The organism is Heyndrickxia sp. FSL W8-0423, assembly GCF_038009395.1.
GTDB lineage: Bacteria > Bacillota > Bacilli > Bacillales > Bacillaceae_C > Heyndrickxia > Heyndrickxia sporothermodurans.
In genome coordinates this window covers 3,175,055-3,192,185 of the sequence record NZ_JBBPBE010000001.1, presented here as the reverse complement: position 1 = coordinate 3,192,185, position 17,131 = coordinate 3,175,055, and the positions used below count along the sequence as shown (strand labels likewise).

Annotated in this window: 16 protein-coding genes; 11 read left to right on the top strand and 5 right to left on the bottom strand. The window is 33.7% G+C overall.

Annotation, left to right across the window (positions count from 1 at the left end):
* Positions 1–279: 279 nt before the first annotated feature.
* The 5 genes from MKY81_RS16310 (at position 280) to MKY81_RS16290 (ending at position 7,655) form a co-directional block, all read left to right on the top strand.
* The gene (locus tag MKY81_RS16310; RefSeq protein ID WP_341118341.1) at positions 280–1,344 is read left to right on the top strand and encodes a type III polyketide synthase; all 1,065 of its coding nucleotides are present in this window, start codon (positions 280–282) and stop codon (positions 1,342–1,344) included.
* On the top strand, positions 1,344–1,913 hold the full coding sequence (locus MKY81_RS16305; RefSeq protein WP_066228498.1) for an isoprenylcysteine carboxyl methyltransferase family protein: 570 nt from the start codon (positions 1,344–1,346) through the stop codon (positions 1,911–1,913). Before MKY81_RS16310 ends, MKY81_RS16305 begins: the two co-directional genes overlap by 1 nt.
* A gap of 83 nt (positions 1,914–1,996) precedes the next feature.
* Positions 1,997–5,599, top strand: a complete 3,603-nt coding sequence (locus MKY81_RS16300; RefSeq protein WP_341118340.1) for a dynamin family protein — start codon at positions 1,997–1,999, stop codon at positions 5,597–5,599.
* Between the two features lie 211 nt (positions 5,600–5,810).
* Positions 5,811–6,641 carry a sulfurtransferase gene (locus tag MKY81_RS16295; protein WP_341118339.1) on the top strand — a complete coding sequence of 277 codons (831 nt, stop codon included), beginning with the start codon at positions 5,811–5,813 and terminating at the stop codon, positions 6,639–6,641.
* A 111-nt stretch (positions 6,642–6,752) separates the two neighbouring features.
* Positions 6,753–7,655 (top strand): 5'-3' exonuclease, encoded by a 903-nt coding sequence (locus tag MKY81_RS16290; RefSeq protein ID WP_341118338.1) that lies wholly within the window; start codon positions 6,753–6,755, stop codon positions 7,653–7,655.
* Between the two features lie 52 nt (positions 7,656–7,707).
* On the opposite strand, the gene sspL is transcribed toward MKY81_RS16290, so the two are convergent.
* Complete coding sequence (gene sspL, locus MKY81_RS16285) at positions 7,708–7,863, bottom strand: small, acid-soluble spore protein L (RefSeq protein ID WP_341118337.1); 156 nt, start codon at positions 7,861–7,863, stop codon at positions 7,708–7,710.
* Between the two features lie 92 nt (positions 7,864–7,955).
* On the opposite strand from sspL, the gene MKY81_RS16280 reads away from it, so the two are divergent.
* A complete protein-coding gene (locus MKY81_RS16280) occupies positions 7,956–8,273 on the top strand; it encodes a DUF6123 family protein (RefSeq protein ID WP_341118336.1) in 318 nt (105 codons plus the stop codon).
* 15 nt (positions 8,274–8,288) lie between these two features.
* On the opposite strand, the gene MKY81_RS16275 is transcribed toward MKY81_RS16280, so the two are convergent.
* Both MKY81_RS16275 and MKY81_RS16270 read right to left on the bottom strand, forming a co-directional pair.
* Entirely contained in the window at positions 8,289–9,215 is a 927-nt protein-coding gene (locus tag MKY81_RS16275; RefSeq protein WP_341118335.1) for a DMT family transporter, read from the bottom strand.
* A complete protein-coding gene (locus MKY81_RS16270; protein ID WP_066228476.1) occupies positions 9,212–9,616 on the bottom strand; it encodes a reverse transcriptase-like protein in 405 nt (134 codons plus the stop codon). Before MKY81_RS16270 ends, MKY81_RS16275 begins: the two co-directional genes overlap by 4 nt.
* Before the next feature lie 155 nt (positions 9,617–9,771).
* On the opposite strand from MKY81_RS16270, the gene MKY81_RS16265 reads away from it, so the two are divergent.
* Both MKY81_RS16265 and MKY81_RS16260 read left to right on the top strand, forming a co-directional pair.
* Positions 9,772–10,425: a reverse transcriptase-like protein gene (locus MKY81_RS16265; RefSeq protein WP_107919892.1), complete on the top strand. Its 654-nt coding sequence runs from the start codon at positions 9,772–9,774 to the stop codon at positions 10,423–10,425.
* 31 nt (positions 10,426–10,456) lie between these two features.
* Positions 10,457–10,648 carry a zinc-finger domain-containing protein gene (locus MKY81_RS16260; protein ID WP_107919894.1) on the top strand — a complete coding sequence of 64 codons (192 nt, stop codon included), beginning with the start codon at positions 10,457–10,459 and terminating at the stop codon, positions 10,646–10,648.
* 66 nt (positions 10,649–10,714) lie between these two features.
* Here MKY81_RS16260 and cspD read toward each other — a convergent pair whose 3' ends face one another.
* Positions 10,715–10,915: a cold-shock protein CspD gene (gene cspD / locus MKY81_RS16255; RefSeq protein ID WP_066232576.1), complete on the bottom strand. Its 201-nt coding sequence runs from the start codon at positions 10,913–10,915 to the stop codon at positions 10,715–10,717.
* A 385-nt stretch (positions 10,916–11,300) separates the two neighbouring features.
* Between cspD and mntR the strand changes: the two genes are divergently transcribed.
* Positions 11,301–11,723, top strand: a complete 423-nt coding sequence (gene mntR, locus MKY81_RS16250; RefSeq protein WP_066232574.1) for a transcriptional regulator MntR — start codon at positions 11,301–11,303, stop codon at positions 11,721–11,723.
* 35 nt (positions 11,724–11,758) lie between these two features.
* Here the strand turns inward: mntR and MKY81_RS16245 are convergent, their stop codons facing one another.
* Positions 11,759–11,977, bottom strand: coding sequence for a DUF3892 domain-containing protein (locus MKY81_RS16245; RefSeq protein WP_066232571.1), 219 nt, complete (start codon positions 11,975–11,977; stop codon positions 11,759–11,761).
* A gap of 164 nt (positions 11,978–12,141) precedes the next feature.
* Between MKY81_RS16245 and MKY81_RS16240 the strand changes: the two genes are divergently transcribed.
* A complete protein-coding gene (locus tag MKY81_RS16240) occupies positions 12,142–13,830 on the top strand; it encodes a formate--tetrahydrofolate ligase (RefSeq protein ID WP_235999571.1) in 1,689 nt (562 codons plus the stop codon).
* Between the two features lie 243 nt (positions 13,831–14,073).
* Positions 14,074–17,124 (top strand): GNAT family N-acetyltransferase, encoded by a 3,051-nt coding sequence (locus MKY81_RS16235; RefSeq protein WP_181294634.1) that lies wholly within the window; start codon positions 14,074–14,076, stop codon positions 17,122–17,124.
* Positions 17,125–17,131: the final 7 nt, after the last annotated feature.

Genomic DNA, 17,131 nt, shown 5'->3' with positions numbered 1-17,131 from the left:
GAGAAATAGGTAAAAAGGCTTTCGAAGTGAGAAGAGAGCAGTTAAATAAACTGCTCTTATTTTTCAAGCATGAGTAAAAGATTTAGTTCACCTATCTGATCTAATTTTAGTGGAAAATATTGAGTATATTTTCGATTTCAAAAGAAGTGTATAATTAATTTGCACAACAACTCCTTCAAAACAGAAACCATTGCTCCTTAGAGGAGCTTTTTTTTATACATAAAATTAGCATGAAATGGAAAACATATCCTTACATATAGTAAGGGAGTTCGATAAGTGATGCCAAAAATATGTTCGGTTGGATTAGGAATTCCACCATATGAAATTTCACAAATTGACACAATGAACTTTGTTCACCAATTGTTTTCTAAAAACGTCAAAGATATCAATAGATTAATTAAAGTATTTGAAAATGGAGACATACGAACGCGCTATTTTGTGAAGGATATGGACTGGTTTAAAGAGGATCATACATTTGCAGAAAAAAACAAAGCGTTTATTGAAGAAGCAATTAACTTAGGAATAAAAGCTATAGAAAATTGTTTGCCTGCTGAAGAATACGGAACGATTGATGCGATTTTTACGGTTTGTACATCCGGTCTTGCCACACCAAGTATTGAAGCTAGAATTATGAATAGAATGCCATTTAGGGAAGATGTAAAACGTATTCCCATCTGGGGATTAGGCTGTGCGGGGGGAGCCGCAGGGTTGTCTCGTGCATATGAATATTGTCTTGCATTTCCTCAAGCAAAGATTATTGTTTTATCAATTGAAATTTGTAGTTTAACATTTCAAAAAAATGATTTTTCGAAAAGTAATCTAATTGGAACATCACTATTTGCCGATGGAGCCGCATGTACACTGGTTGTAGGCGATAAGTGTAAAGAATTGGAAAATGTTAGTAAACCAATTCCTACTATATATGGAACGGAATCACGGCTTATGCACGATTCATTAGGTGTTATGGGTTGGGATTTTAAAGATGATGGGATGCATGTTATTTTTTCTAAGGATATCCCAACAATTGTTGAAAACTGGTTACAGCCAAATGTGGAATCATTTTTAAAAAAGCACCAACTGAAATTAACGGATATTTCACAGTTTATTGCACACCCGGGAGGTAAGAAGGTAGTAAAAGCATATGAAAAAGCATTACAACTTTCGCCATCAAAAACAGCGGATACGAGAGAAGTTTTGAAGCAATTCGGTAATATGTCATCTCCAACTATTTTTTACGTTTTAAAACGTATTATGGATAATGATATAAAGCGGAAAGAATGGGGGCTAGCCATTGCGTTGGGACCCGGATTTAGCTCAGAACAGCTGTTGATGAGGTGGGAATAATGTTTTTTTATTTATTATTGGTAATCATCATTATTCAAAGATGTGTTGAATTATTTATAGCTAAGAAAAACGAAAGATTTTTGAAAGATCAGGGCGCTAAGGAATATGGTCGAAAACATTATCTTTTTATGGTTATGATGCATATTTGTTTTTTTGTTTCACTTTTGGTTGAAGTAACTTTCTTTGCGAAATCATTAAGTAGTTTATGGCCAATTTGGTTTAGTTTATTTTTACTCACGCAAATCGGAAGGGTATGGGTCATTCAATCTTTAGGAACATTTTGGAATACAAAAATAATTGTCTTGCCTGAAGCGACCATCGTATCAAAGGGTCCTTATAAATATATCAAGCATCCAAATTACCTTATTGTAACGACCGAATTGTTGGTTATACCTTTAATGTTTAATGCGTATTTTACTTTAGTCTGCTTTTTTATTTTGAATCAACTGATTTTAGCAATACGAATCCCTTATGAAGAACGAGTACTCTTAAAAGAAACTAATTATCGAACAATAAGTGAAATTCCCCGTTTTTTACCCAAACTTGTGAAACGTTCACGTTTAAAGTGAACGTTTTTTGTATTTGTTCTTGGGATACATGAGAAAATCCGTTAAAATAAGAAGTATTAAAAGGTAGGGAGTTAATTTTCATCATGACAAAAACAATGAATAAGCAACATACTGAAGAAAGTATTAACAACTTAATAGGATTAATTGAACGATTTAAACAAAATGGTGATTGGGAAAGGGTTGATAAAGCAAAAAAGTTATTGAAAAAACGAATTGATCATGAATTTATCATCGCATTTTGTGGTCATTTTTCAGCTGGTAAATCGACAATGATTAATTCATTACTTGGAGACAATGTGTTACCAACAAGTCCAATCCCGACAAGTGCTAATCTTGTCAAAGTGCATAAAGCTGCAAACGATTATGCAACGGTATTTTATCATGATCAACCGCCACTATTATTTCAAGCACCATATGATTTTAAAAAGGTAAAGGAATTTTGTAAGAACGGTGATGTAAGTGAAATTGAAATCGGTCAAGCAACATCAGATCTTGCAGAAGGTGTGACAGTAATGGATACACCTGGTGTAGATTCTACAGATGATGCTCATCGCATATCCACTGAATCGGCTATCCATTTGGCAGATATCGTTTTTTATGTGATGGACTACAATCATGTTCAGTCTGAATTGAATTTTATGTATACAAAAGATTTGTTGCGTAACGGTGTTGAATTATATTTGATTATTAATCAAATTGATAAGCATAATGACGAAGAATTATCATTTAATGATTTTCAAAAATCTGTTAAAGAATCTTTTGCATCATGGGATGTGCATCCAAACGGAATATTTTACACTACATTAAAAAAACCGGAGGATCCGAAAAATCAATTTCAAACTGTTAAACATTTAATACAAAATACAATGAATGAAAAAGAGGAAAGAATTCTTTCCTCAACGGAATCATCTGTTCATATTTTAGTACAAGAGCATTTTAAATGGCTAAGAGAAGAGCAAGAAGAAAAGGCAAAACAATATGAAGAAATCGTAAACCAATACCCAATGGAAAAAAGGTCGACAATTTTCGAAGATGAAGAAAAAATGGTTGCGCAAATGGATATGCTTCATGCACGGGAAGAGAAATGGAAACAAACATTTAACAACGAATTGGATAAAATATTGACCAATGCTTATTTAATGCCATTTCAAACGAGAGAATTAGCAGAAAGCTATTTAGAATCTGTTCAACCCGATTTTAAAGTTGGTTTTTTTGGTAAGAAGACAGAGCTTGTAAGAAGTGAAAGGCTTGACGCATTTTATAAAAATTTAACCACACAAGTGGATACACAACTTACTTGGCATCTGCGACAATTTGCAATAAATCAATTAAAGGAAACAAAAATCGCTTCTGACGAATTGCAAAGACGGGCACAACAATTATCGATCGATTTTGACTCGACATTAATTACCAATAGTGTAAAGCCTGGTGCAAGATTAACTGGGGAATATGTTCTTAATTATTGTGATCAAATTACTGAAACGATACGGAAACGAGCAAGAACGACCTGCCAGAGCTTTAGAGAAGACTTATGGAAAACGTTAAAGCCGGAAATTGAGAGTCAATATACTACTTTAGAAAGTTCGCTGCGTAAAATTAAGAAAGTAACGAATGCATTAAGGGTTTTGGACCAATTAGAATCGGAAAGAAATCAAAAGGAAGAGAACGTCTACTTACCGGTTTCAAATGTGGAAGAATCATATCTTTCACTACGAAATGAGTGGGAAAATAATGAAAAGAAAATACGAATCTACACACCGGAAAATGAAAAAGATGAAGAAAAAAATGATACAAGTGAAAAAATAACTGAAACAAAAAAAGATAATATGTCCGTTAATACTTCGCTTTCTGTTGATAGTATGATAGAAAAACTTAAAAAAGCTGTTTTCCTTTTAAAGGATAAAAAAGGTTTTCAACGCGTAACAGATGTTTTGGCTGAAAAATCTGAAAGATTAGAAAATCGTGAATATACAATTGCATTATTCGGGGCATTTAGTGCCGGAAAATCCTCATTTGCTAATGCTTTATTAGGGGAGAAAGTATTGCCGGTTTCACCTAATCCAACAACTGCAGCAATCAACCGAATTTGCCCACCAACAAGTGAGTACAAGCATGGGACGGCTATCGTTCATTTAAAATCAAATCAACATGTACTGGAAGATGTACAGAAATCGCTTAAGTTCTTCGGAACAAACTGTGATCGACTACAAGATGCAGAGAATATTATTCATAAAGTGATTCAAAGTGCTTCCGGTAGTGATAAAGAAAAGATTCATTTATCGTTTTTAAATGCATTTTTATTAGGGTTTCCAAAATATAAAGAAAAACTTGGTGAAGACATTGTAACCGATTTACATGATTTTCGTGGTTTCGTAGCTAATGAATCCCAATCATGTTTTGTAGAATCAATTGATTTGTACTATGATTCGGAATTAGCTCAAAAAGGCATTACCTTAGTCGATACACCAGGGGCCGATTCAATTAATGCCCGTCATACAGGAGTTGCGTTTGAATATATTAAAAACTCGGATGCAATTCTGTTTGTAACATATTATAATCACGCGTTCTCAAAGGCTGATCGAGAGTTTCTCATTCAATTAGGCCGCGTGAAAGACGCTTTTGAATTAGATAAAATGTTTTTTATCATTAATGCAATTGACTTAGCTAATTCAGAGGAGGAGCTTAGTGAAGTTCAATCATATGTCCATGATCAATTGACTCAATATGGAATTCGCTTTCCTCGCATCTTTGGAGTATCAAGTTTATTAGCGCTATCAGAAGATGAAAATACATCGAGAATAAATTTATTTAAAAACGAGTTCAATCATTTTCTTGAAACAGATTTAATGAAAATGACAATTCAATCGGCAGAAACAGAATATCAAAAAGGCATACAAATTCTTGATTCCTATATTGCAACAGCATTGGAAGGTAAAGAAGAGAAAGAAAATAAAAAACAAGAACTGCTTAAGCAAAAAGAAAAAGTCCATTCATTGTTAACAAGTTCTTCTTCTGATTTTGTAGTGAATAAATTTTTACAAGAACAAAAGGAACTTTTATTTTATGTTAAACAAAGAGTGTTTTACCGTTTTCCGGACTTCTTTAAAGAGGCATTTAACCCAGCAGTTATTCAAAAGAATAATAAAGGTGCATTAAATATCGCTTTAGATGACTTACTAGATAGCATTGGCTATGATTTTTCACAAGAATTGCGTGCCACATCGCTTAGACTAGAGAATATTGTAAAAGAAGCCTTTGCACAGCAAAAACATCAACTATCTGAACAGATTGCGAAAATACAAAAAGATATCCAATTCTCAAATTTTGAATGTAATCGTATGACTACACCAACGTTTCCAAATGCTTTCGAAAAGGTATCTAAAGTATCTTTAGAAAAGTCCTTCAAGCATTTTAAAAATGCCAAATCATTTTTTGAAAAAAATGAAAAGCAATTGATGCAAGAAGAATTAGAGGAATTACTTCGGCCGTTAGCTGATGAATATTTAGATCAGCAAGGAGCATTGATCCAACAAAGCTTCACAATATTTATTGAACAACAGTTTTCACGGATGATTGAAGAAATGCTTCAAGATACGCTAGAACAGTTTAATGGTTGGTTTGAAATATTGGATGAACATATCGATGTGAATGAATGGGTGGAAATTCGAAATCAATTAGCGAAATAGATGAAGGATAGAAAGGGAGAGGTTTTTTGAAACAAAATCGGTTTCATGCTTGTGCCACGTGCATTCATTTCTCCGCAGAAAAGCTCGAACAGGGAATGAAATATACATGTCGGCGTTTAGGTTATGATACGAAACCCCATTATACGTTCGATTGTTGGAGTCCGAAGGAGCATATAAAGAAACTGATAGCTAAAGAACAGGGGGAGTAATCATGAAGTACATTGTAGACGTAGAATGGCTCAAAGATAATTTAAATAAGTCCGAAATAAGAATTGTTGATTGTCGTTTTTCTTTAGGGGACCCATTAGCAGGCGAACATGCATATAAGAAAGAACATATTCCCGGAGCGGTTTATTTTGATTTAGAAAAAGATTTATCTGTTCCTCCAACCGAGCATGGTGGCAGACACCCTTTACCTTCAATCCAATCTATTAAAGAAAAACTAGAATTATCCGGTATAGATGAGCGTGTTAAAATAATTGTTTATGATGATGGAACTGGAGAGTATGCAAGCAGGTTTTGGTGGCTGCTTAATTATCTAGGTAATAAGAATGTTTATATATTAAATGGGGGATATAAAGCTTGGAAGCAAGCAAACTACCCAACTGATAATGAAATCCCACATTTCGAGAAATCTGTTTTTAACGTATCTTGCCAACCATCGATGCTAGCCACAATGTCGGATGTAAAAGAGAGTATAAAAAAAGGTGATGCCATTTTAATTGACTCTCGAGCATATAACCGGTATATCGGATTAGAAGAACCAATAGATAAAAAATGCGGTCATATTCCTACTGCAATAAATAAAGTCTGGACAGATGGATTTAAAGATGGCTTTTGGAAATCTAAAGAAGAACAGAAAAAACGATTTTCAGAATGGAACGAATCTGATTCATTTATTGTTTACTGCGGTTCGGGTGTGACAGCTACACCTAATATTATCGCCTTATTAGAAGCGGGTTTTACGAATGTTCGGCTATATGCAGGTAGTTTTTCTGATTGGATATCGTATGAGGAAAATCCAATCGAAACAGCTGAATAAAATGTTGAAGGGACATTGTGTAAACACACATTGTCCCTTCGTGTTATAATGGAACTTGTATCATTTAGAAATACAATAATAGGGCGATTCCCTTTTTATAGAGGTGTAGATATGGAGAAGAAACCACATTTATTACTAGTTGATGGAATGGCATTACTTTTTCGATCATTTTATGCAACAAGTGTAACGGGTCAGTTTATGATGAATTCGAAAGGGATGCCAACCAATGCTGTGCAAGGTTTTATGAAACACTTATTCTATGCGTTGGAGGATATTGAACCGTCACACACAGCAATTTGCTGGGATATGGGTAGTAAAACTTTTCGAAACGAGATGTTTGATGGATACAAGGCCAATCGTTCAGCACCACCAATCGAGCTTATTCCCCAATTTGATCTTGTTAAAGACGTCGTGGAAGCATTTGATTTACCAAACCACGGCCTTGTAGGGTATGAAGCGGATGATTGTATTGGAACGATTGCTAAAGCGATGAAAAATGAAGCAAATGTCACGATAGTAACTGGTGATAAAGATTTATTACAGCTATTAGATGAACATATTGAAGTTCGTATACTTCAAAAAGGTTTTGGTAACTATAAAATTTATTCCGAAAGCCTATTTCAAGATGAATTAGGATTAACTCCGAAGCAATTTATCGACGTCAAGGCCCTAATGGGTGATACAAGTGATGGATATCCTGGGGTTAAAGGTATCGGAGAAAAAACTGCATTGAAATTAATTCAGGAGTACGGATCAATTGAACAGTTACTAGAAAATATTGATCATTTAACACCCGGACAGAGTAAGAAAATCGAAGAAGATATGGAAATGCTTCACTTATCAAGGAAATTAGCTGAAATTAATTGTCAAGTACCAATCAAGTTTTCATTAGAAACATCTTTACGCAAGCAAATACCGAAATCATTTTTTGAACTAATTGAAGAACTTGAGTTAAAAAATATTCGTCGTCATCTTATCCAATCTAAATGGGCAGAAAACATTGCATTAGCTTAAAGATGAAAAAGCATCCTTCATGTGAGGCTGCTTTTTCATCTTTTTCGTATTATTATTTTTTATTTAGTTTTTTTGCAGCATTTTCCAGCTTAGACTTAGGTTCCTGTGCAAACTCCACATCGTCTTGTCCCCAACCTTGTGGATTGACGCCTGGTGCAATTTTCTTTCCTCTATTATTATTTTTCTTTGCCAAAAAAATCACCTCCATTTATAGAATTTCCAAAAAAATAAATATCAACATTATTTCACGAATTAACTTTTCCGAGGATGTTCTAGTCATAAAATCTAATTTACTGTACAATGAAAAAGGATGTTTTTTGGGGAGTGAGGGGAAAAATGAAACATAGCAATATTTCACTAGACGAATATCTTTTATTATTAAGAGAAAAAGGCTTTAAATTTGAAGAAGATGTGATTGGCTTTATATATTTTGGAAAACAATATACGAAGGCTTCGGATCAAACAATAAAAGCGGCCATTGAAATTACATTAAAAACACAAAAACATTTCGACGGTAGCTTTTATATGTCATTATTAGAAACATTTCAGAACAAAAATATCGAATCGATGAAACAAGCATATACTTACGTACAACAATTAGGACTGCTGCCCGCATAAAAAAGTGCATTCTTACTAGAATGCACTTTTTTTGTTTGTTTTTTTCATAAATATTTTTAACTTCAGATTATTAGGCAGCTCTGCTATAACCATTCCAATTAAAATAAAAATGCACCCTATGCTCGCCACTAGGGTGAGTCTTTCGTCAATCCAAATATATGAAGTAATGGCAGCAAAAACAGGTTCCATCGTTAATATAATAGCGACCCTCGTTGGCGAAGTTGATTTTTGGGAACTCGTTTGAATAAAGAATGCTGCTGCAGTTCCTAAAATGGCCGTAATCAAAATCGCTGTAATTAATGATGTTGAGTGATAAGTTTCAGGATTTAATATTAGTTTCCAGTCTTCAAATAATAGTGAACTTAATGTACAGAGAAATGCCACTGTAAAAATTTGAATTGTTGTCAGTGTAAGGACAGAAATTCGCCTTGCGAATATGTCGGTAAAAATAATATGGAAAGCAAAACCAAATGTACAAATTAAAACATAAATTTCACCGACTGAAAAAGGTGAAGCTCCTTTGACAGCTAATAAATATAGGCCTATTGCAGCTAAACTTGAGCCAAAAATGGCAGATCGTTTCGGTTTATTTTTAAAACATATATAAGAAATGATAGGAACCATTACAACACTTAATCCTGTAATAAATCCAGCTTTTGACGGTGTAGTGTATAATAAACCAATGGTTTGAAGGGCATATCCAATAAATAAACAACATCCTAAAATCATACCTGGAAATAGTGTGCTTAATTGAAATTTGACTTTCCCTTTGTTTTTAAATAAATAAACGATGAAAATAATGACTCCCGCAAGAAAGAAACGAATCGCATTAAATAATAATGGTGGCAGAAGATCAATGGCATTTTGGACAACAACAAATGTAGAGCCCCAAATAAAAGCGACAAATAATAAAGATAGTTCAGCTAGAAATTTATTATTCAATGAGTCCCCTCCAAATCCTTAACCTGGATCGCTTTTCTGGCTAAATCATCCGCGGTTTTATTTTCAGAACTTGGAACCCATTTAATAAAAAACAGATCAAAGGAACTTATTAAAGTAAGTATACGATCCAATAATGTTTTATATTTTTCTTTTTTTGTATACTCCTTTTCAACTGCATTAACTACTGCAGTTGAATCAGATCGAACAGATATTGTTTGGAAATTGAAAGATTGACAAATTTCCAGTGCTTTTATTAAAGCAAGAAATTCCGCTTCATGATTATTATATATGCCAAGGGGGATTGAATAACGTTCAACTTTACCATGATGTTTAATAAATATTCCCGCGCCACTTTTCCCGGGATTTCCCGCACTGGCCCCATCTATATAAACCTCAATCAAATGCGCACACTCCTAACTCACACAATGTATAATTAAACACAATATCACTGTAAATCCTAACTATATTGTAATATAAATACATAATAATAAAAGGGGAACAATTTAAATGTTAAGGAAAAGCTATAAATAACAACCGTCTGGAAGGGAAAAAGAAGATGAAATATAAAATTAAGTGGCAATATAAAGGGGCGAAAACAGAGTCAATTTTATTGGAATCAGAATGGGCTTCGGATGACGTAATTGAAACATTAATGAATGATTTTCTTAAAACAGGAAGAACTGTTGATCTATCTATTGTTGATGAAATGGGCAATGAGTGGACAAAAAAGGAATTCTTAAAGTTAAAAAACATAACTGAAAATGAGCCGGAAAATATCATGATTTATTTCGATGGGGGCTTTGATTTACAAACAAGGTTATCTGGAATAGGTATGGTAATTTATTATGATAAAGGTGGTAAATCATATCGGTTGCGTGCCAATGACCAATTAACGGAACTAGAATCTAATAATGAGGCAGAATATGCAGCATTATACAATGCCGTCGTATTATTAGAAGGTTTAAACATAAAGCCTATCCCATGTACAATTCGTGGCGATTCTCATGGGCTATTGAAGCAATTAACAGGAGAGTGGCCATGCTTAGAACAAAATTTAAATCGGTGGTTAGATCGAATTGAAGAAAAGATAAATAAACTGGGGATCAAGCCATTATATGAACCAATCACAAGGAAGCAAAATAAAGAAGCAGATCAACTTGCATCTCAAGCATTAAAAAATATATTAGTGAATAGTCATATTGAACTTTAAGTCAGGTGTTGAAAAAGAAAGGAAGTTTGCAATGGAAAGATCTAAACTACTACTAGAAATAAATGAATTATTATCAACATATTGCGGAGATTGTCTCGTAAAGGCAGCTTTACGAAAAGAGTATCATAAAACATACGCCCATCAATTTTGTATTCAAAAATGTACGGTAGGTGAGCAGCTAAAAGAGCTTGGAAAGCAGCTAACATATGCTCATAAACGGTAAGAATAGAGCAACCAAAAAGGCTGACAATTTATCGTCAGCCTGCTTATTTTTATATTAGTATTATTATTATTTTTTCGTTACATTAGCAGCTTGAGGTCCACGGTTTCCTTCTACAATTTCAAATGAAACTTCTTGGCCTTCTTCTAAAGTTTTGAAACCTTCGCTTTGAATAGCAGTGAAATGTACGAATACATCATCTCCACCTTCAACTTCGATAAAACCATAGCCCTTTTCGTTATTAAACCATTTAACTTTACCGTTTTGCATAATTTCTATTCCTCCTAAATCTTACAGCACGCTGTGCCAAGAAAAAATATTGTCCATTAAACAGTCATTAATTTTTCTAATAAAAGAAAAATTTGAATATTTAATGATAATTTTAATATACACTAAAGTCTTTATATGCGTCAAGGAATGATGCGAATGAAAGTTAAATTTTATGAATTTTTAAATAAATAGCGAAGCCAAGTGTTCCTAAATCATTGTTCAAATAAGGGTATCTTGTTTAATCGTGACAATTATAGTAAACTTCATATTGAGGAAATGCCTTAAATCAGGTCCTTATATAAAATGGATATCAACTACTTTGAAAGTAGTTCGTAGAGGTTATTTTCAAATACATATTTTTTATATTATAAATGGGGGTTTAGGGATGCCTACGCCAAGTATGGAAGATTATATCGAACAAATATATTTATTAATTGAAAATAAAGGTTACGCTCGTGTATCGGATATTGCAGATGCACTTTCCGTCCATCCCTCCTCTGTAACGAAAATGGTACAAAAGCTTGATAAGGATGAATATTTAGTTTATGAAAAATATCGAGGCCTCGTTCTTACACAAAAGGGAAAAAAGATAGGAAAGCGATTAGTTGATCGTCATGATTTGTTAGAACAGTTTCTAAAAATTATTGGTGTGAAGGAAGAAAATATATATCAAGATGTTGAAGGAATCGAGCATCATTTAAGTTGGAATTCAATCGACCGCATTGGAGATTTAGTACAATTCTTTGAAGAGGATCCTAAACGCTCAGAAGATTTAAAACAATTACAACTAAAAAACGAAGCAGAATAAAAGAACCGTATTCATGCGGTTCTTTTAATGTTCTGTTAGAAAATGGAAGGATAGTACGTAAAAAACCGATCATTTTCATCTTCATTTACTAACGTTTCTACCCCACTTTGATTCCAATCAATATTAGTTCCATTTAGTAACCCTTCCTTTGTTTCTAATAAAGCTTTTCGATAAGAGATTATTCTACCGCTGGAAGTTTGGAAGCTAATAATTTCTCCTTCATCATTTCGTTGAACTTTTGAAATATATTCCATATGAATGATTCTCCTTTCTAATTAGAATGGTAGTTAATACTATTTTGGTGTGTATATTTGAAAAATAAACATATAAAATTATTTCCTTATATATTGAATCTTTTTAAGATAGAAAAAGTATATAATGTAGGTAAACTATTTTTAATTGAATGGAGGCCATACACTTGGGTGAAAATAAATCAGTTAAATCGGATATTCAAATTGCTCAAGAATCAAAATTAAAACATATAAAGGAAGTAGCAGAAAGCATTGGGCTAACCGAAGATGATATTGAATATTATGGAAAATATAAAGCGAAAATTACTTATGAAAAAATACATAGTTTAAAAGAAAATAGAGATGGTCGATTAATTTTAGTTACGTCAATTAATCCAACAGCTGCTGGTGAGGGAAAATCTACGGTTACAGTAGGATTAGGAGATGCAATGCATCAGTTAGGGAAGAAGGTTGTAATTGCGTTACGTGAGCCATCTTTAGGACCTACTATGGGGATGAAAGGCGGAGCAACTGGTGGTGGTTATGCTCAAGTATTACCTATGGAAGATATCAATCTTCATTTTACCGGTGATCTTCACGCAATAACTGCCGCAAATAATGCACTAGCAGCACTTATGGACAATCATATCCATCAAGGAAACCAATTGCAAATTGACCAAAGACGAATTGTTTGGAAGCGTGCTCTAGATATAAATGACCGGGCATTAAGGCAAATTGTGATTGGCCTTGGAGGCCCTTCGCAAGGTGTTCCCCGTGAAGATGGATTTGATATTACAGTAGCTTCAGAGATAATGGCTGTACTATGTCTATCAACAAGTCTCGAAGATTTAAAGAAAAGACTAGCTAAAATGGTAGTAGGGTACAATACATCCAAACAACCTGTAACAGTAGGAGATTTAGGAGTTGAAGGAGCACTTAGCTTATTATTGAAAGATGCATTGAAACCGAATCTCGTTCAAACAATCGAACATACACCTGCATTAGTCCATGGTGGACCGTTTGCAAATATTGCTCATGGCTGTAACAGTATCATGGCAACGAAATCTGCATTAAAATTGGCAGATTATGTAGTAACGGAAGCAGGATTTGGAGCAGATTTAGGAGCGGAAAAATTTTTAAATATTAAAGCTAGGGCTGCAAATATAAAACCTGATGCCGTAGTTGTTGTAGCAACAATTAGAGCATTAAAAATGCATGGAGGTATGTTAAAGTCGGATTTGCAACATGAGAATGTTTTAGCATTGGAAAAGGGTTTGGAAAATTTGCAAAAACATATAGAAACGATTTATAACTTTGGTTTACCAGTAGTCGTTGCGATCAATCGATTTATTACAGATACCGATGCAGAAATCAATACCCTTACAAATTGGTGTACTGAACAAAAAGTTCCGGTAGCATTAACCGAAGTGTGGGAAAAAGGTGGAAAGGGTGGTTTGCAATTAGCAGAGTTGGTGATTGAACAAATTGAATCGAATAAGCAAACATTTGAGTATCTTTATGATTTGAACCTCCCTATAGAAGAAAAAATTAAAAAAATAGTGCAAAAGGTGTATGGGGGATCTGATGTAGAATTTTCTACAAAAGCAATGAAGCAATTAAAGGAATTTCAAGAATTTGGATGGGGTCAATTGCCTGTTTGTATGGCCAAGACGCAATATTCATTATCTGATGAACCTACCAAATTAGGACGTCCGAAAAATTTTACGATCCATGTTCGTGAATTAGTACCAAAATTAGGAGCTGGATTTATCGTCGCACTAACCGGTGATGTGATGACGATGCCTGGACTTCCTAAAAAGCCTGCCGCTTACCAGATGAATATCGATGAAAAAGGAAGAGCAATAGGATTATTCTAAAGAGAAACAGGCGAAAAGCCTGTTTTTTTGTTTGGGAATTTCCCCCACTAATATTATTAGAACAAATTTATTTTTCTGAAAAGTATTTACAAATGACTACATGTATTTTAGTATTACTAAAGGAAGAAAAAACTTCCAATTTACTAGAAGGGAGAATTAAATATGCGTTTACTTACTAAAAGAAGTTTAAAAAAGAAAAAGGATAACACCACGTAGAGAAAAGGAAAAGTTGAGGAGGATATGATGATAAATCCAATGACAGAAACAATAAAAATCGTAAAGTATCATGAAGATTTGGCAAAATCAATTGCTGAAATGTGGAATGAAAGTCGTGATAGCTGGGGTGGAGATTCGGCGATTATGACTGAAGAGCAAGTGCTTGAAAAAGAAGCGAATTCGGAAGATTTATTCCTATACCTCGCTTTGGATGGAGAAAAGGTAGTTGGATATTGCGGAATATCTGAATATAAAGAGGATATAGAAGCACTGTATATTCGGTTATTAAATGTGCACCCTGATTATCATGGCAAGAAAATAGGTAAACAACTTGTTTTAAAGGCAGTTGAAAAAACCGTTGAATTAGGCTGGCCGCGTATTGACCTTTACACATGGCCAGGGAATGTTAAAGCTGTGCCTTTATACAAGAAATGCGGTTTTTTCTGGGAGGATCGCGATGATACGACCCACTTAATGAACTTTATCCCATTAGTCTTACAAAATGAAATAACAAAACCACTTTTTCATTCGATTGATTGGTATGAAGATAATGTTAGAGAGATTGAAGTGAAGCCTGATGGTATAAAAGAAAATGGATTCACTTACTTTGAATATGTATGGGAAAATGAGGAGCATTTTCTTCGTGTTCAAATAGAAAAGAGCGGTAGAGGGATTCGTTTAATTGAAACGAATGATATCCAAATCGAACTTCTAATGGAACAACATACACAAATCGAAGGAAGAGAATCGAAACTTCAACTTGAAATACAAAGTAAACAGAATGATGCGATTGAAGTAACACTAGAAGGCTGTGAAAATGAAAGAATCCATGTACAGGGGAAAATGGAAGAAACATTTAAACATAAAAAAATAATAGAATTTCCATTTCAGATAAAACGTGGTGAGGAACCTAATGAATGGATCACTCATCCTAAAGCTGAAGTTAAGATTGAAATGAATGGTCGGACGTCTTTGTTTGCTGTTGGCGTTTTTCCAAAAAAAGCGATGAAAGTAAAGCCGGTTTATATTCCGAAAAAATTTGACACGAATAAACAACAATTCTGTTATATAGAAATTGAAAACTATTTAAAAAATGAAGCTGAAATTTTTATAAATCTGTCACCTAACAAATTAGTAAAGTGGGAGAAAAATAGCTATTCATCGATTATTTCCGATACTGGTATGATAAAAATTCCTTTCCAAATTAAGAAATATGGCTTTTTACAATCGGAGTGTACAGTAGTCGTTCAAACGGCTGAAGAAACCTTTGATTGGCAGGAAACATTAGCATTTTCTATGCCTTACTTCGGTGTGAAAGATGGTGGGTTTGATCAAGAATTCTATTATTTGCAAAACGGATTTTACTCAGTATACGTTCGTAAAAGGGACAATGCAATTTCATTTGGAAATGAACAAAAATTTAACCAAAGAACGTTCCTTCTTCCACCGAAATTCGGCAAACCATATGTGGCCGAATTAACAAAGAAACAAGCATCTTCATATGAATGGAAATACACTGAGACATCAGCAATTATGAAAATTCATTATGAGATTGAGAAGCCATCGAAGCAAAATGTAGCACTATGTTTTGAATTATTCAGTGAAGGTTTATTAAACTATTGGCTAGAAATAGAAAATGTATCCGGATCAATAATAGAAAAATTGTATATTTATCAGCCAATAAGACATGAGCTAAATCAAACTTATCTACCATTAAACAATGAAATCGTTTATTTTAATGATGCAAAAATGACCGATTTAAACCAATTAAATAGTAAGGATGTAACTAGTAATTGGTTATTTTCTGACGATAAAAAGGATCCTCATGGAATAACTTGGGATACTCAAGTGAAAATTGGATTTGAGGGATGGTTATTATATTTAGAGGAAAATACCGGAAATATTCTTAATCATGAAATAATAAAATCAAAAAAAATCTGCTTTTCATTAGGTGTCATTAAAACCGTTGAGGAATTTCAACTATTTGCAAATCATACATTTGAGCAACCAATTATCAATGAAGTGGAACTTAGCACAAAAACGCGGAATCCAATTATTTCAAGCGGCGAGGTAGAATTGGTATTAAAAAGGAGTCAAAATCGTTATTTTAATGGTGTCTTGTCTTTATTAAAAAATGATGAACCACAGAGAAAGTTAAGTATTGAACAAGAAAATAATGAAGCCTTGAAATTTATACACCGTTTAAATGATGGACCATTTGTACCTCTTCACTATACACTTAAAAATGAATCGCAAACGATACAAGGTTCGTCCTTATTTTTACGAAAAGAAATTCGACCGATTTATTCTCGAAAAGTAGAGGAGAACGATCAATTAATTTATGAAGTTGAAAATGGTAAATTACAATTTCGTGCTGCACCTGGATTTTTTCCAACGTTGTATTCCATTCGATACAAAGGGAGGGAATGGTTAGATTCATCGTTTCCAAATCCAGAACCAAAGGCATGGTGGAACCCTTGGGCCGGCGGATTCAGTTCCCATCTCAGTGGGATAAGTCTCTTTTCATACATTAAAGAGTCATCACATACATCCTTTGTAAAAAAACTGGATCAATATGAAAACGTATGGGAAGGCTTAGCAATTGAAACAAACATAGAGCATCACGAAAAATGGAAAGGGTTAAAAATTACTCAATACTTTTTAACTATTCCAGGAGTTCCCATTATTACACATTATACAGAATTAACTCATCCGACTCGGACGATCAATCAATTTGTGTATACAGATGTGTTTTTGAAGAAAGAAACGACAGTTCAATTGCATAATAAAAATGGTTCGAATAAATTTAAAGCTGGATTCGAAGAACACATTTTTCGCTTAAGTAATCCGACTACTTTTTCTGATAGTGAACAAACACAATATTTACAACTCGTTTCAGGTAAAGATTCGTTGGATTCAGAATGTATTTTTAGTGAGGAATTTGCTTTAGTCAACACAACCGACTTTATAAATAATAGCCCGGGTCATACAAAAAAAACAGATCCTATTTTCATGTTATTTCCCCATCAACAAGTTGATAAAGAAATGATCAAGAACTTGAAATCAATTAAATTTTAAGGGAGCT

Coding starts and splice junctions, on each gene's coding strand:
- MKY81_RS16305 (WP_066228498.1), top strand. CDS start 1,344: ATGTTTTTTTATTTATTATTGGTAATCATCATTATTCAAAGATGTGTT.
- MKY81_RS16245 (WP_066232571.1), bottom strand. CDS start 11,977: ATGGAATATATTTCAAAAGTTCAACGAAATGATGAAGGAGAAATTATT.
- MKY81_RS16265 (WP_107919892.1), top strand. CDS start 9,772: ATGAAATATAAAATTAAGTGGCAATATAAAGGGGCGAAAACAGAGTCA.
- MKY81_RS16290 (WP_341118338.1), top strand. CDS start 6,753: ATGGAGAAGAAACCACATTTATTACTAGTTGATGGAATGGCATTACTT.
- MKY81_RS16260 (WP_107919894.1), top strand. CDS start 10,457: ATGGAAAGATCTAAACTACTACTAGAAATAAATGAATTATTATCAACA.
- MKY81_RS16235 (WP_181294634.1), top strand. CDS start 14,074: ATGATAAATCCAATGACAGAAACAATAAAAATCGTAAAGTATCATGAA.
- cspD (WP_066232576.1), bottom strand. CDS start 10,915: ATGCAAAACGGTAAAGTTAAATGGTTTAATAACGAAAAGGGCTATGGT.
- MKY81_RS16300 (WP_341118340.1), top strand. CDS start 1,997: ATGACAAAAACAATGAATAAGCAACATACTGAAGAAAGTATTAACAAC.
- MKY81_RS16295 (WP_341118339.1), top strand. CDS start 5,811: ATGAAGTACATTGTAGACGTAGAATGGCTCAAAGATAATTTAAATAAG.
- mntR (WP_066232574.1), top strand. CDS start 11,301: ATGCCTACGCCAAGTATGGAAGATTATATCGAACAAATATATTTATTA.
- MKY81_RS16310 (WP_341118341.1), top strand. CDS start 280: ATGCCAAAAATATGTTCGGTTGGATTAGGAATTCCACCATATGAAATT.
- sspL (WP_341118337.1), bottom strand. CDS start 7,863: ATGGAGGTGATTTTTTTGGCAAAGAAAAATAATAATAGAGGAAAGAAA.
- MKY81_RS16280 (WP_341118336.1), top strand. CDS start 7,956: ATGAAAAAGGATGTTTTTTGGGGAGTGAGGGGAAAAATGAAACATAGC.